The organism is Aminobacterium sp., assembly GCF_034926885.1.
Classification (GTDB): domain Bacteria; phylum Synergistota; class Synergistia; order Synergistales; family Aminobacteriaceae; genus Aminobacterium.
This window is the reverse complement of the sequence record NZ_JAYFQR010000009.1, coordinates 1-15,285: the sequence shown is the minus strand read 5'-3', so window position 1 is coordinate 15,285 and position 15,285 is coordinate 1. Positions and strand designations below refer to the sequence as shown.

The window sequence follows — 15,285 nt, the reverse complement described above, 5'->3', positions numbered from 1 at the left end:
TATGAAATAAGTAAAATTACTTCGATAGAAGTTCGTTCATCATCTATAATGGGAAACCACGACCCAGAGCGGAAGAAGGAGTGATATGGATGATAAAAAAACTTCATGTTCTGGTGATAGTGTTTCTTTTTGTCTTCATAGGAGAAGGAGTAGCTCATAGTTCAGCTTTGCCAAATGCGCTCTCTATGGAAGAGGCTTTTTTGAACAGAGATTGGGAGACAGTAGACATGCTTCTTCTAAAAGAAGGTTCTTCTCTCTCTTCAAAAGAGCAGTCTTTGGCTGCAAATGCTCTCTGGCTACAAGGTCGCTGGGGAGAGGCTCTTTCCCTTATGGAATCTATGGATGATGAACAACTTCCATCTTTGATCTCTCCTTATAGAGATATGATGACTCTTCTTGCATATGAAAGAACCGGCGAGAAACAAAAGGCATATGAAGCGGCAGAAATTCTTTTACCCAAGGCCCCTGAAGAGTTAAGTTATTATGTGGCTTATGCTCTTGCTCGACTCTCTTCGGACCCGGCTCTTCACCGGCATTGGCTAGAAATAATGCTTCAAAAAGCTTCCAATCGATCTCAAACTACACAAACGTTAGGCGAACTGCTTGAAACTTCTGGAGATAATATGGCGTATGCGCTGCAATTGTTGCAATTCGAGCCGATGAATAAACGGGCTTTAGCTGTTTTGCAAAAGAGTAAAAAACCATTTAGTGCCCCGATTTCCAACGCGTTGGGATATGGTGCCTATCTTAATGGAAACTACTCTCAGGCTATTCCTCTCTTTTTGGCTGTTCCGCTGAATTCAAAGGAAGGACTTAAATCTCGTTATTACAGGGCTGTTTCTCTTTATCGACTTGAACAGTATGAAGAGGCGCTAGATCTTTGGGAGTGGCTGGCGTTACATGGTAAAGGCTATGCAGAGTCTTCTGTGCGTCGTATTGGAATACTTGCCGGTCGAAACGAAAAAGAGAAATCTCTTTCTGCTTTGGAACATATAGTCAGAGAGGGAAATGAGACTGTTCGAGCCAGGGCTCTATATTCTCTTTATACGCTTGTGGAGGAAGAGAAAAAGGAACTCTTTAAGCGAGAACTTATAGAGAAGTATTCTACTTCGGAAGGCGCTCAATCTATCCTTTGGGATGATGCCTGGCGTGCCTGGAAAAAAGGACAGATAAGCGAGGCTCTCGGCATATGGGAAAAACTTCTTTCACAGAGTAGCGGAATTTGGAGAGAACGTCTCTTATATTGGACGGCCAGAGGGTATGAAAAATTGGAAAGAAAAGAAAAAGCAGAAGAGGTATTTCATACACTACTCTCAGAATATCCTCTTTCGATCTATAGCTTTTTAGCTTCGCCAGGAGGGCCATCTTTTACTTCAGACACACCCGAGGAGCTGCAAAAAAGACCGGATATTCTCGAAGATTGGGGATTCATTTTTTATGCGAGATTAAGACTCCTACGGGAAGGAAGTCCAGCGGCACTTTATCGAGCCGCAGTGCTTTCCAAATGGCTCGAAGATGAACCAGGGGCCTATAGTGCGGCTTCTTCCTTAATGTCTTTGTTTTTAAAATTTCAGCCCTTGCCCAAAGAGGGGATTCGCTTTTTATACCCACGTCCCTTTGGGGGGTTTGTGCAGCAGGCTACAACCCGATTTGGTGTTGAAGCAAACCTCATTTGGTCTGTAATGCGCCAGGAGAGTGCTTTTGATGCAGAAGTAAATAGTTGGGTTGGCGCCATAGGTCTGATGCAACTTATGCCTGCGACAGGGAAGGAAGAAGCTCGTCTTATTGGTATGGAAAACGCTGATTTATGGAATCCAAATACAAATATTCTGCTCGGTGCCTCTCATTTGGCAAGACTTCAGAAGCGTTTCCGTCGCTTGGAGTGGGCTGTTGCGGCCTATAATGCTGGAAGTGGTGCAGTAGGACGTTGGATTAAAGAGGGTGAGGAACGTCCTTTCGATGAATGGATGGAAGATATTCCCTATAATGAAACGAGGAATTATGTGCGGAAGGTAATGGGAAATCTCTTTATTTATCGCATGCTTTACTAGGGCTTTCGGATCATATATGCTTAACTGTGTTTTTAAAAAGTAAGAGGGATCTTTCGTTAACGAAAGATCCCTCTTACTTTTTTAGTATAGTATGGATTTTTATCCTTTTTGAAGATTGCTTTTTAAAAAGGATAAGGCTGTTTCAAAATGTTCTTTCTCAATACGAGGAATATCGCTTTTCCCATTTTTAAGATAGTCTCGAATAGCGAGAGCTGATGCTTTTCGACATATAAAATCTATATCGCCACCGCTTCGACCTTCTGTGACAGAGACCAGATCTTCGATATGAATGTCTTCCGCTAGAGGCTTTTTCTGCAAATGTATCTGGAAAATCTCAAGTCGAGCTTTTGCATCAGGCATGGGAAGTTCAAGAACAACATCAAATCGACCGCTGCTCAGAAGAGCGGGATCAATAAGATCTATTCTGTTGGTTGTTGCCAGGACTGTCACTCCCTTAAGCTCTTCAATTCCACTCATTTCTGCGAGAAACTGACTTATGACACGCTCTGTGAAGCTGGCCCCAGATCCACTATCTCGTCCACGAATAGGAACGAGGGATTCTATTTCGTCGAAATAAAGAATAGAAGGAGAAGCTTGCTTAGCTTTTTTGAAGACTTCACGAATGGCTCTTTCACTTTCTCCAACATATTTAGACATAAGGGCAGGACCTTTTACAGGAATGAAGTTAACGCCGCTTTCGTGTGCCAATGCGCGAACAAGCAACGTCTTTCCTGTTCCGGAAGGTCCGTATAACAAGATACCTTGTGGTGGAGTTATTCCAAATTTTTCATAAACATTACTGTGTTCAAGAGGCCATTGAACAGCTTCTATAAGCTCTTGCTTTATTGATTCAAGTCCTCCAATATCATTCCATGTTACGTCAGGTACCTCAACAAATACTTCGCGTATTGCAGATGGTTCGACCTCTTTCAATGCGTCAAGAAAATTCCCCATAGAGACATTCATTGAAAGGAGTTCATCGTAAGGAATATCGGCTTTTTCATAATCGATACTGGGAAGAATACGTCTAAGGGAAGACATGGCTGCTTCTTTGGCCAATGCTTCAATATCTGCACCTACGAAACCGTGGGTAATTTCGGCGAGACGCATTAAATCAACGTCTTCTGCCAACGGCATTCCCCGTGTATGAATTTGTAAAATTTCAAAACGTCCATTGCGGTCGGGAATAGGAACAGAAATTTCCCTGTCGAATCGTCCGGGACGACGAAGTGCTGGATCTAAAGTGTTGGGAATATTGGTGGCACCTATAACGATAACTTGTCCTCTAGATTCAAGTCCGTCCATCAGAGCGAGAAGTTGCGCAACGACACGTCGTTCCACCTGCTTTTCCCCGCCCATTTCTTCTCGTTTGGGAGCAATTGCATCTATTTCATCTATAAAAATAATAGCTGGAGCATGTGCCTGTGCTTCATCAAAGACATTACGAAGGCGCTCTTCGCTTTCTCCATAAAATTTTCCTATAATTTCAGGCCCTGAAATATGAGTGAAATATACATCTGTTTCGTTTGCGACAGCTCTGGCAATAACAGTTTTACCTGTTCCTGGCGGGCCATATAAAAGTACTCCTTTGGGTGGTTGAACGCCGAGTCTGTCAAAAACTTGAGGAAAACGCAGGGGAAGCTCAATCATTTCTCGAACGCGCTGTATTTGAGGCCCAAGACCGCCGATGTCTTCATAAGAGATACGTGTAGCTTTTTGTTCTTTTGTCATTTGTTTTTCAACGTTTATATAGGTAGCACTGCTGATAAGAACAATATTCTTAGGCGTAGTGTCAACAACAAGAAAATCACATGTCCTCGTACCGTAAAGGTTGGTTCGTATGCGATCTCCTTCTACAACAGGCAGACCTTCAAGAAGAGAACTAAGATAGACGGAATCCCGTTCTTTTTCGAGAAGAGGGGTAGACGTCAGAGGGCGGAGAGTAATGCTGCCCGCAAAGTGATGGTCAGTCTTCCGTATAGAAATCTTTTCGTCGAGACCTACGCGAGCGTTTTCTCGGGTTATTCCATCGATTTGTATCGTTTTTTGTCCCATATCGCCAGAATCGCAAGCCAATACTCTGGCTGGAGTCTTTCTTTTGCCTGCAATTTCTATGATTTGACCTTCAGACAGTCCATATCTTTTAATATCTTCTGGGTCTATTCGTGCAATACACCTTCCCACATCTTTCGATAGAGCTTCTTTGACTCGTAGTGGCATTCAAAAGCGCTCCCTTCTAAAAAATCAACCAGAGTATATGCTACCACAAAGGCCCTTCCCGGTGAATCTTCCGGAAAGGGCCTTAAAGAAGTTTCTATTAGTCTTTTAATTACCGATTTTTACTGAGCTGATACAGGCTCTACACGTCCTGGATAGGCTTCAAGAGCACCTTTAAGAATTTTCATGGCTTTTACAAGATCTTCATTGTTGAGTACGTAGGCAAGGCGAGCTTCGTTTTTGCCCAGGCCTGGAGTGCCGTAGAAGCCTTCAGCTGGAGCAGCCATCATTGTTTCTCCGTTGATGTCATAATTCAGAAGCATCCAGATGACAAACTTTTCGGCATCGTCAACGGGCATTTTGACTACAACGTAGAAAGCGCCTTTAGGCTGTTCGCAAATGACACCGGGTATTTCTTTCAGTGCATTGTAAAGAGTGTCTCTGCGTGTCTGATACTCCTTATTTACATCTTCAAGATATGAAACGGGGGTGCTATACAGGGCAGTAGCTCCTACCTGCTCAATGGTAGGAACACAGAGACGACCCTGGCAAAGCTTGAGAATTTCTTTCATAAGAGCTTCGTTTTTCGAAGCTATACAACCGATGCGAGCTCCACATGCGCTATAGCGTTTTGACACGGAATCAACGATAATAACTCTATCTTCCACGTCAGGAAGATTGCCAAAACTTGTATATTTAAGTCCGTCATAGACGAACTCTCTATAGACTTCGTCAGCTATGATATACAGGTCGTGTTTCTTGGCAATGTCGGCTAGCATCTTCATTTCTTCTATTGTGTAGATGGCACCTGTGGGGTTACCGGGGTTGGAAATGAGAATGCATCGTGTCTTGGGAGTAATGACCGCTTCGATTTTTTCCTGCGGAGGAAGGTGGAATCCTTCTTCAGCTTTTGTAGTGATTGGGACAATATTGACGTTAACGCATCTTGAAAAGGCGTTGTAATTAGCGTAGAAAGGTTCGGGAATAAGAATTTCATCACCAGGGTCGCATGTAGCCATAATAGAAAACATAATGGCTTCGCTTCCGCCGTTTGTTACGAGAATGTGATCTCTTTCGAAGTGGATGTCATAGCTTTCGTAATATTTTCTCATGGCATCTCGAAGTTCATTGCTGCCCTGAGAAGTGGAGTAGGCGATAACATCCTGTGCAAAATCTTTAATAGCCTGGAGGAAAGAGGGAGGAGTCTTGATATCCGGCTGTCCGATATTCAAATGGTACACTTTTTTCCCTTTTGCTTTTGCCTCATCTGCGTATGGAATGAGCCTTCTGATAGGAGAAGACTGCATAGCGGTGATTCTGTTAGAAAACCTCATGTAACAACGTCCCCCTTATACGTATAATTTGAAGCAGAACCTCTTTTGAATGATAGCATAAGAGAGTGAAAACGTTAACTCATTCTCAAAGCATAGAATACAGTAAAGAAAAATAGAGCCGAAGGATATATAATGCAATGTTTTGGAGGTGTAGGCATGATTTCCCGTATGGATTTATTGCAATCATTAGCGATTGAGAACGAAAAAAAGATGGTTTTACTTGTTATGGACGGTCTTGGCGGACTTCCTGGGGAAGATGGTCTGACGGAGCTTGAAAAAGCAAAAACTCCTTTGATGGATCGCCTTGCCGCGGAATCCGAGCTAGGGCTTCTTTCTATGGTTGATGTAGGCATTACTCCAGGAAGCGGGCCGGGGCATCTTTCTCTTTTTGGATATGACCCATTGACATGGTCTATTGGCAGAGGAATTCTCGAAGCTCTTGGAGTAGGAGCCCATGTTGGGGCTGGGGACATTTGCGCTCGGGGAAATTTCTGCACGGTCGATGCTGATGGCGTTATTCTTGATAGACGGGCGGGGAGGATTCCTTCAGAGGAGAGTGCCCGAGTTGTTGAAAAGCTTCAGAAGGAAATAAAGAGTATAGAAAATGTGAAAGTAACATTTTATCCAGGTAGAGAGCACCGTTTCGTCGTTGTCTTTTCAGGAGAAAACCTTTCTGAGGAAGTAAATGACGCTGATCCACAAAAAGAAGGGCTCCCTATGCGCTGGGCAGAAGCACGTAATGAAAAAGCTCTTCGTACGGAAAAAATTATAAATGCTTTTATTAGAAAAGTATGGGAAGTTTTGAAGGATGAGAATCCTGCCAATGGTTGTTTGTTGAGAGGATTTTCTTCTGCCCCTCACATTCCGTCATTGAAGGAGCTTTATAAAATAAAACCTATGGCGTTGGCAACATATCCTATGTATAGAGGGCTTGCACGCTTGGTTGGCATGGAAATCGGAAATGCCGGAGAGACGCTGGAACAGTTATTTGACGCTGTTGGGAACTACTGGAAAGATTACTCGTATTTTTATGTTCATGTAAAATATACAGACAGCCGTGGAGAAGATGGTAACTTTGCTGAAAAGGTAAAAATTATAGAAGAAGTGGACCGTCTCTTGCCCAAAATTCTTGATTTGAAACCAGATGTGTTAGCTATTACTGGCGATCACAGCACGCCTTCCTTTCTTTCTGGTCACTCTTGGCATGAAGTTCCTCTTTTGTTGTGGAGCCCCTTTGCACGACGTTGCAATGCTGTAGAATTTGGAGAGAAAGCCTGCTCAGCAGGGACGTTGGGACGTATGCAGGGAGATAAACTTATTGGCCTTATGATGGCTCACGGTTTGAAGCTTAATAAATATGGTGCATAGAAGATTGGAAGTGTTATCGTGGCTGAATCAGGATATTTGAGTACTAGTTCGATTAAAAAACTACAAAAAGACAATAAATTTTATTGTCTCGGTGTTGTTAGCAAACTGATTTCTAAAAAGGACAAAAATAACAAAACATATTGGGAACTTTCTCTTATGGATAGCGACGGAGTTATCGAAGGGAAAATATGGGGCAATGCTCAGTGGTGGGATCGGAGAACGGATCCTCAGAAAACAATAGATCCCCTGGAATGGGAAGAAGTATCTGATCTCTCAGGTCAGACTATTGGAGTGCTGGGGCAAGTTTCCGAATTCCGGGGGCAGCTACAATACAACTTCAATGCTATTTATTATGTAGATCAAAATCAATATCCGCCTCATTCTTTTGTGCAAAGGTCACCGTTCCCTTTAGATGAGATGGAAGCTGAATTTGGGTCTCTTATTGATAGTTGTGCATCTCCAGTTCACGACTTCTTAAAATTTGTTTTTAGCGGTATTTTCTGGGAACAGTTTAAGGATTGGCCAGCGGCTGTTTCTCACCACCACGCCTATGTTTCCGGATTGCTAGAGCATACACTCGGTGTTGCGCGGTTGGCTTGTTCCATGGCTGATGCCAGTAGCAAATCAGGGTACGGGGCGAATCGAGATCTTGTTGTAGCAGGAGCTCTCCTTCACGATATTGGTAAAGTCGATTCGTATAAACTCTCTCCTGCTCCAGAAATGACGGTAGAGGGAACAGTTATAGATCACATTGTTTTGGGGTATCATCGTCTTTCTCGCCTCGTAGAAGAGTTTGGCCTCGAAGATAAATATGCATCAGCTTTAGGTCATATCATCGTAAGTCACCATGGAAGCAAAGAATTCGGATCTCCAGTCGTTCCTGCCACTCCAGAGGCGATGATTGTGTCAGCCGCAGATGAACTTGACTTTAAGCTCTATTGTTGGCGTGATGCTGTTGATCAGATTGACGATGGCAAAGAGATATCTGAATGGAACTACTCTGCTCAGCGGCGTTTCTGGAAATGGGAGCAAAATTAAATGTCTTATACCTTTACTGTTTCCGAGCATCATGACGGAAGAAGGTTGGATAAAGTCATTCGAACATTGTGGCCAACTCTTCCCCTTGGAGCAATGATGAAGGGAATTAGAAAAGGGCTTGTTCGAGTAGATGGGAAAAAGGTTGCGTGCTCTGTCCGTTTGGAGGAGGGACAATCTGTTTATGTCCCTTGGGAGAGGCCAGAAGAACATAATCATAGTTTCGCAATGCAAAAAAATGAAAAGAAAAAGACAACACAGAGAAGAATTCCCCTTGCTGTTGTTTATAAAGATCAATTTCTTATGGTTCTTAACAAAAGAGCTGGCCTTCTTGTTCAACCTGACGAAAGTGGAGAAGAGAGTCTTATTGAGCAGGTTTGGGCAGAAGTGCCTCCCGAAGAAGATTTTCGTGCCTGTGCCGTACATCGTCTTGATCGGAATACAACTGGTCTTGTTGTAGTGGCTCTTCATGGGCAGGCAGTGAGGGAGCTTCAAAGAGCTTTTAGGGATGATGATGTACGAAAAACATATTTAGTTGCAGTATATGGAAAAACGCCTCAGGAAGGAGATATTACATTGCCCTTGCTTAAAGATAGGGATAAAAATATTGTAAAAGTTGATCCTTCGGGGCAGGTGGCTCACACCCATTTTGAGAAGATAGCAGGAGATGACAAATATTCTCTTCTAAAGGTGCATTTATTGACGGGACGTTCTCACCAAATACGAGTGCATTTGGCCTCTTTGAATTACCCTGTCGTTGGCGATGTCAAATATGGAGCGTCTGCTGTCAATAAAGAATGGTATAGGCGAATCCACCTGAGTCACCCTCTTCTTCATGCTTGGTCCATTTCCTTTCATAATATGAAAGCACCTCTTGAGTATTTAGAGGGAAGAGTATTTCCTGCGGAGCCTGACAACCTTTTTTATAAGTTTTTGCAAATTAAGGGTTGGCAGAAATACTGCAAGGGGGTATAATACATACAGACAAGGGGTATGGAGGTGTGTAGCGAATGAGAGATTTAAAAATATCGGTTTCTGACAAGGCTTTTGAACGACTGTCAAAAATGGGAGAAGGATTTCTTATTGAGAGAAATATAGGCGGAGGATGAGCCGCTGTTCGAGCCGTTCTCGTTGAGAATGGACAACCACCTGCAAAAGAAGGATATTCTTCATACAATGTAGATGGTGTAACTCTTTGGATTCCTGATTTCATGTCTTTTCAGAATGACGAGGTAGTAATAGATTTGAAGGGCTTTTTGTGGGCAGCAAATTTAGTTGTTGTTTCTGCCCTCTCAAGTCGAGGCTCGGGATGTGGTAGTTGCAGCTGCCATTAAAAAGAGATACAATATAAACTATTAAGAAGGGACTGTTCAAAAGGACAGTCCCTTCTTTGATGTAAAGGATTGAATAAAGAATACAGTATAATTTATACTTTTTTCAGATTGGAAGTCCTTTTTTAGGTATTAAGGATTATTTGCAGGAAAAGTGCGTATTTTATTGGTTGGTATGTAAAATTCGTGATATCATTATCAACAAAGTGCTCCATTCAATGGAACACGACTAGCGGCGTGAGCCGTCAGCATATCAGGAGGTGTTTGTTAGATGTCCGTGGTTAAGCGTACGTCCTCTAATGTGCTCCTTGACACAGCTCTGAACAACTTTTATGCAGCAGCTGAAGAGATGGGTCTTGAAGATGGACTTATCGAAATTTTAAGTCATTCCGAAAGGAAATTAGCGGTTTCTATTCCAGTGGAGATGGATGACGGTACAGTCAAAGTTTTTGAAGGCTATCGTGTACAGCACTCCTCGGCTATAGGGCCATCCAAGGGCGGAGTCCGTTTCCATCCGGAAGTTTGCCTTGATGAATGTGAAGCTCTTGGAATGATGATGACCTGGAAATGTTCCTTGGCTGGTATTCCTTACGGCGGCGGCAAGGGTGGAGTTTGCTGCGATCCTCTCGAAATGTCAAAACGAGAGAAAGAGCGTGTGGCAAGAACATATGCTGCTCGTATAGAGCCCATGGTTGGTGCATGGACAGACGTTCCTGCTCCAGACGTGAACACAGGTGGTCCCGAGATGGTATGGTTCATGGATACCATCAGCAAAATGAGAGGCCGTCTTGAGCCTGCGATTTTTACAGGTAAACCCATAGGCATGTGGGGTTCAAAGGGCCGTACAGCAGCAACAGGTTACGGTGTTGCTACATGTGCTCTTGAGCTTTTCAAGGCTTTGAAAAAAGACGTAAAAGGCGCTACTTTTGCAATTCAGGGCTTTGGTAATGTTGGAACCTACGCAGCCAAGACCTTGCAGGATGCCGGCGGAAAAGTAGTTGGTATCAGCGATATTACAGGAACATACTATTGTAAAGATGGTATTGATATCGATAAGGCTATGAACTATGTACAGAACGTTCATCCAAAGAGACTTCTTGAAGGTTACGAGCAGCCTGGCCTTGAGAAGATGGGTCTTACCGATATTCTTTTCCTTGATGTCGATCTCTTTATCCCAGCCGCTCTTGAGGGCGTTATCAATGAAAAGAACGCAGATAAAGTAAAGGCAAAATATATTGTTGAAGCAGCTAACGGCCCTCTCACTCCAGGAGGAGACGCAATTCTTGATGAAAAAGGCGTAATGATTGTTCCTGACTTCCTTGCCAACTCCGGTGGCGTTATCGGATCTTACTTTGAGTGGGCTCAGGATCTTGGTGGATATTTCTGGAGCATCGAAGAGTACAACGAGCGTCTGATCAGCATTATGAAGGGCAACTTTGCGAAAGTCTGGGACTATTCTCAGGAGAAGAACGTAAGAATGCGTCGCGCAGCCTTTATGGCAGCGATTCAGAGAGTTGCAGATGCTGTTCGTATGAGAGGTATTTTCCTTTAGGTTTTAATTATGTACAGAGAAAGGAGCGGTTTTTAGCCGCTCCTTTTTTTATGGTTTATTCATTTACTATGATAACGCCCTTTTCCTTGTCACCATCCAAAAAAACAGAAAAATCTCCAGTGTAAAATCGAACAGCAGGGTGTCTCTTTTGTTCGTATGGAGCAGTGTTAAACCATTCATGATTAAAGATGTTGTCTTTGAAACCGGAAAAAACAGGTAAATAAAGAATTCCATCGTTATCGAGATCTAAAAAGAAATGAGTTCCATAAGAGAGTTCAGGTGTATAGTTTTTTTCTGTGATTCCGACTTCTATGAGACAGCCGCAATTACAGATTTCGTTGTAACGTACTGGTGTTCCCAATTTGGGGTTTGAACTTCCCCATCGACCAGGACCCACCAAAATATAGTTAGTTCCGGCGAGTTTTTCATTAATTCGCCCTATTTCTCGGGCAACTTGATAAAAAGTGTCATCTTTGCCATATAAATATGGGTCTACATATACAATATGTTTTATATGTTCAAGACGGCCATTGCTGACCATTCTGTTCCCTCTAAGTATGATCTGATCTTCTCTGACCTCTGGAATGCGTACTTTTGCCATTTCTTCATAGGCTGCTAAAGGACGCAACTGTACAATGAACAATTGCTCACTTGCTGTGTCGTAGGTAAACTCGAAATCGACAGGCATTCCCATAGATTCTTCCAAAAAGTGGGCGAGATCCTTCATGCGAGAGAAAAATTTAGGATGTCTTTGAGGAAAGGATGAAAATGTAAAAAGAGGTAATCCATCTTTTCTTCCAAGACTTGATCCTGCCCAATATAGAAGATTATCACAGTAAATTTCTATAAAGGATGAAGCCATAGGATGTTCTTTTAAAATAAAAGAAAGATGATCTCCTACGTTTGCTGTTGTAAATTCACCTCTGTTACGGTCAACAAAGTCAAATTCAATCTGGCTCGTTTGTGCAATATCTTCTGGTTGGTTCCCCTGAGGGCGCAGAGAGGGGTGAGACAAGAAAACCTGACATGCTTTTGCCCTGTCTACTGTTCGAGTTCCCATACCGAAACAATAGCGCATAATACCATCATCTTTTTTTATGCGAGTAGATGGTCTTCTATACACTTTAGAAAAGACAGTTCCTGCTATTTCGGGATAAAACATGTTCCCGTGAGGCTTTCCCATCACGGGTTGAATAATCACGGCCATTGCTTCATTTTCGTCGCAGAAACCATGTTTTTTCCTGTATGCCCGTGCAGCGGGATTGTAAAGAGACGCCCAAACTTCCCGTATAGCCAGCTCAATTTTTTCGTAACGTTCTTCTATAGACCCTGTATTGGCAGAAAAACGAGTTCCGTACTTACCTGCAAAAGAGAGTTTTTTTGAGTCTTCGAGAAGAGAGCTTGAACGAATAGCCAGAGGAATGTCTCCAATCTCTTCTATTACACTAATTAGGTTTTTTTTGAAAGACTCTCTGACCTTTCCGTTTCGAAAAGCTTCTGAAACAACGGCAAAGATATATTCAGCACCGTCTTCCTCACTACTTTCAGGAGCGGCATCAATTGCGTCAGCAAGAATTTTTTTAATCAAATTATCCTCGACAAATTCTTGAAAAATGTCTGTTGTTATCACGTAGTTTATAGGAGGCAGATCCACAAAGGATTCGAAGGTGCTGCCTGTTATGATGGTATGAGCAAAGGCTAACCCTTTGGCCTTACCTCCCACCTTACCTGTGCCTATAAGTCTTTTATAATGCCTATAAACAGGAATGGGATCAAATTCTTGATATGACATTGCCCTCCTGCCTCCTTTCTACGTTGATAATAAAATAATAATTACATTATTATGGTTTTATCCTATAAATAGTTCTGGGCCAGGGAATAGCTTCCCGAATATGGTCAAGACCGCAAATCCAGGCTATAACGCGCTCTATACCCATTCCAAAGCCGCTATGGACGAAGGTTCCATATTTTCGCAGGTCAAGATACCAGTCATAAGATTCTTCTTGTAAACCTTCTTCATGAATTCTGGCGAGAAGCCGTTCTAGATCATCTTCTCGCTGAGAACCTCCGATGATTTCTCCGTATCCTTCAGGTGCAAGCAAGTCGTCACACAATACTAAATCTGGATTTTCAGGATGCTCTTTCATGTAAAATGCTTTGACTTTTTTGGGATAGCATTCTACGAAGATAGGTTTATCAAATTGTTGAGTAAGAATTGTCTCATCTTCATTTCCAAAGTCATCTCCATAGGGAGTAGAACTTCCGAGTTCGTGAAGCATTTCCATGGCTTTGTCATAGGTTATCCTATAAAAAGGAGCTTTTACCTTTTCCAGTTTCGTTATATCGCGGTCAATAGATTCAAGTTCTTTCCTGCAATGGAGAAGCACTTGTTCCACGATGTAAGAGACTAAATTCTCTTGAAGTTCTATGTTCTTTTCGTGATCATAGTAGGCAACTTCTGGTTCGAGCATCCAGAACTCTGTTAGATGCCGTCTGGTTTTGGATTTTTCAGCTCTGAATGTAGGGCCAAAACAATAGACTTTTCCAAAAGCAGCAGCTGCTGCTTCTGCATAAAGCTGTCCAGTTTGTGCAAGATAGGCTTTTGTATCCTCGAAATAATCAAGCTCGAAAAGCCCTGATGCACCTTCTCCTATAGAACCGGTTAAAATAGGGCTGTCTATGAGCATAAAACCCTCATTGTGCAAGTATTCTCTTGCTGCCCAAATAACTCGTTCCCGTATTTTCATAATAGCTTGCTGGCGGCTGCTGCGTAACCAGAGATGTCGGTGATCGAGAAGAAAATCGATGCCATGATCCTTTTTCCCTAACGGGTATTCTTCAGTGGGGTTTTGAATAACATGTAAAGCTGTGACAGTCAATTCCACCCCGGATGGCGCCCGTTCATCAAGCCGAACAATGCCTTCGACTTCCACAGATGCTTCAAGCCAGAGCCGTTTGGCATCTTCGAAAGCTTCTTCTGATACTTCTTTTTTTACCATAACGCCTTGAACTGTTCCTGTACCATCTCGAAGTTGAAGGAAGTGTATTTTCCCAGAACTTCGTTTGTTGTACATCCATCCCTTTACGGTAACCTTTTGGCCTTCATGTTTGACCAGATCTTTGATATAAATCCATGATTCGGACATCTAGACCAACCTCCGTCTTGTCATGTATATTACGAGTGACTTATATGATACACTAAGTCACATATCTGTAAAAAGGAGCGTTTTCTTTGGATATTCCCCGACTTATAATTGCGGATGAAAGAAGAACGGGTTTTATCCCTCCTGCAGTTTTAATAATCAGTGCAATGCAGCAAATGGGATATCCTGTTCGTATCTTCGTTTCCGAGCCAGATGAAGAACTCATCCAGATTTTACAACTTGTATGCTCACAACCTGTTACAGTTATTGATCCCTTTCTTTGTGGTAGCCAAAAAACGTTAAAAATCCTTTTTCAACATGCTGCTCAAAAAGATGCAATCAATTTCATTGTTGCGCCACTCGGAGAACGTCAACGTGAAGATACGTTGACAGTATCGTCTGATACTCTTGAAATTGCAAGAGCTTTAGGATGTGGAATTGTTCCTGTCCTTTACGGAGATACATCTGCGACTCTTACTGCCCGATCAGTTGAACACATTGTCTCTCAATGCAATGGCATAGCAGGTGGCGGTGCTTCTATCTTGGCTATTTTATATATGTCTGTCTTTAATCCCAGAGAGTATCAGCTTTTAGAGATTGAACAGGGAAGAAAAACGCCTTTAATTGGCCTTGGCTATATTCCTAAATATCTGGAGCGAGAGAGTGTTTCTTTGTTACACCTTTTGCTTGAAGACAGGGGAAGACAGGTTGCATTGTCTTTAAAGACAGCAGCAGCCCAACTTATAGCTCTTGTTGACCAAGTGGAATGGGCTACTTTTGCAACATTGTCGAGAATTGATGAGAAGTTTGAGGCAGTGAGTGATTCAAATCGACGACAGTTGCCTTCTTTAACAGTGGGTATTTATGATCACCCGGCTTTTTGCCTCAATGGCGATAACGCAACTCAGCTTTTTTCGTATTTGGGATGCTCCGTGGAGAAATTTTCAGAGCTAGACGAAAAGAAGCTTCATAATGCAGATGCTCTTTACATCCCGCATGGTATGGGGTTTCTTGCTGCCGAGATGTTAATAGGTTCTAAAGAAAAATCGAATGTGCTAAAAAATCTTTTCCTTTCCCGAAAACCAATATTTGTCAATGGTGGAGCGGCTCCTCTTTGTAGATGGGCCAGAGTTTCGTTCCGTTTACTTAGGTAAAGTGAAAGAGATAATGAAAAAGGCGGGCACCTCTCCTTTATACTGGTGTTGCTCAAACAACCAAAATAAAGGATATAGGAGGTAAACCCGCCATGACATC

At 42.6% G+C, this 15,285-nt stretch carries 11 protein-coding genes; 7 read left to right on the top strand and 4 right to left on the bottom strand.

The window, feature by feature from the left end; all coding sequences use genetic code 11:
* Positions 1 to 89 precede the first annotated feature (89 nt).
* Positions 90 to 2,051: a transglycosylase SLT domain-containing protein gene (locus VB083_RS05010; protein ID WP_213690973.1), complete on the top strand. Its 1,962-nt coding sequence runs from the start codon at positions 90 to 92 to the stop codon at positions 2,049 to 2,051.
* A 99-nt stretch (positions 2,052 to 2,150) separates the two neighbouring features.
* Here the strand turns inward: VB083_RS05010 and VB083_RS05005 are convergent, their stop codons facing one another.
* Entirely contained in the window at positions 2,151 to 4,271 is a 2,121-nt protein-coding gene (locus tag VB083_RS05005) for a CDC48 family AAA ATPase (RefSeq protein ID WP_213690974.1), read from the bottom strand.
* Positions 4,272 to 4,390: 119 nt separating this feature from the next.
* Positions 4,391 to 5,602 (bottom strand): pyridoxal phosphate-dependent aminotransferase, encoded by a 1,212-nt coding sequence (locus VB083_RS05000; RefSeq protein WP_213701369.1) that lies wholly within the window; start codon positions 5,600 to 5,602, stop codon positions 4,391 to 4,393.
* A gap of 156 nt (positions 5,603 to 5,758) precedes the next feature.
* Here VB083_RS05000 and VB083_RS04995 point away from each other — a divergent pair, with 156 nt between their 5' ends.
* The 5 genes from VB083_RS04995 to VB083_RS04975 all read left to right on the top strand — a co-directional run bounded on the left by VB083_RS04995 (position 5,759) and on the right by VB083_RS04975 (position 10,888).
* Positions 5,759 to 6,970, top strand: coding sequence for a 2,3-bisphosphoglycerate-independent phosphoglycerate mutase (locus VB083_RS04995; RefSeq protein ID WP_213699341.1), 1,212 nt, complete (start codon positions 5,759 to 5,761; stop codon positions 6,968 to 6,970).
* Positions 6,971 to 6,988: 18 nt separating this feature from the next.
* Entirely contained in the window at positions 6,989 to 8,008 is a 1,020-nt protein-coding gene (locus VB083_RS04990; protein WP_307879551.1) for a 3'-5' exoribonuclease YhaM family protein, read from the top strand.
* The gene (locus tag VB083_RS04985) at positions 8,009 to 8,980 is read left to right on the top strand and encodes an RluA family pseudouridine synthase (protein ID WP_213696001.1); all 972 of its coding nucleotides are present in this window, start codon (positions 8,009 to 8,011) and stop codon (positions 8,978 to 8,980) included.
* A 236-nt stretch (positions 8,981 to 9,216) separates the two neighbouring features.
* A complete protein-coding gene (locus VB083_RS04980) occupies positions 9,217 to 9,339 on the top strand; it encodes a hypothetical protein (RefSeq protein ID WP_307879550.1) in 123 nt (40 codons plus the stop codon).
* A 268-nt stretch (positions 9,340 to 9,607) separates the two neighbouring features.
* A complete protein-coding gene (locus VB083_RS04975) occupies positions 9,608 to 10,888 on the top strand; it encodes a Glu/Leu/Phe/Val family dehydrogenase (protein ID WP_213691821.1) in 1,281 nt (426 codons plus the stop codon).
* Between the two features lie 55 nt (positions 10,889 to 10,943).
* On the opposite strand, the gene VB083_RS04970 is transcribed toward VB083_RS04975, so the two are convergent.
* Positions 10,944 to 12,680 (bottom strand): PEP/pyruvate-binding domain-containing protein, encoded by a 1,737-nt coding sequence (locus VB083_RS04970; RefSeq protein WP_213696003.1) that lies wholly within the window; start codon positions 12,678 to 12,680, stop codon positions 10,944 to 10,946.
* Positions 12,681 to 12,729: 49 nt separating this feature from the next.
* The gene (asnS, locus tag VB083_RS04965) at positions 12,730 to 14,034 is read right to left on the bottom strand and encodes an asparagine--tRNA ligase (RefSeq protein WP_213691819.1); all 1,305 of its coding nucleotides are present in this window, start codon (positions 14,032 to 14,034) and stop codon (positions 12,730 to 12,732) included.
* Between the two features lie 86 nt (positions 14,035 to 14,120).
* On the opposite strand from asnS, the gene VB083_RS04960 reads away from it, so the two are divergent.
* On the top strand, positions 14,121 to 15,185 hold the full coding sequence (locus tag VB083_RS04960; RefSeq protein ID WP_323401818.1) for a hypothetical protein: 1,065 nt from the start codon (positions 14,121 to 14,123) through the stop codon (positions 15,183 to 15,185).
* The last annotated feature ends 100 nt before the right edge of the window (positions 15,186 to 15,285 follow it).

What these genes read in the sequence shown, in the direction of transcription:
- VB083_RS05010 (WP_213690973.1), top strand. Translation starts at nt 90, where the DNA reads ATGATAAAAAAACTTCATGTTCTGGTGATAGTGTTTCTTTTTGTCTTC.
- VB083_RS05005 (WP_213690974.1), bottom strand. Translation starts at nt 4,271, where the DNA reads ATGCCACTACGAGTCAAAGAAGCTCTATCGAAAGATGTGGGAAGGTGT.
- VB083_RS05000 (WP_213701369.1), bottom strand. Translation starts at nt 5,602, where the DNA reads ATGAGGTTTTCTAACAGAATCACCGCTATGCAGTCTTCTCCTATCAGA.
- VB083_RS04995 (WP_213699341.1), top strand. Translation starts at nt 5,759, where the DNA reads ATGATTTCCCGTATGGATTTATTGCAATCATTAGCGATTGAGAACGAA.
- VB083_RS04985 (WP_213696001.1), top strand. Translation starts at nt 8,009, where the DNA reads ATGTCTTATACCTTTACTGTTTCCGAGCATCATGACGGAAGAAGGTTG.
- VB083_RS04980 (WP_307879550.1), top strand. Translation starts at nt 9,217, where the DNA reads ATGTCTTTTCAGAATGACGAGGTAGTAATAGATTTGAAGGGCTTTTTG.
- VB083_RS04975 (WP_213691821.1), top strand. Translation starts at nt 9,608, where the DNA reads ATGTCCGTGGTTAAGCGTACGTCCTCTAATGTGCTCCTTGACACAGCT.
- VB083_RS04970 (WP_213696003.1), bottom strand. Translation starts at nt 12,680, where the DNA reads ATGTCATATCAAGAATTTGATCCCATTCCTGTTTATAGGCATTATAAA.
- asnS (WP_213691819.1), bottom strand. Translation starts at nt 14,034, where the DNA reads ATGTCCGAATCATGGATTTATATCAAAGATCTGGTCAAACATGAAGGC.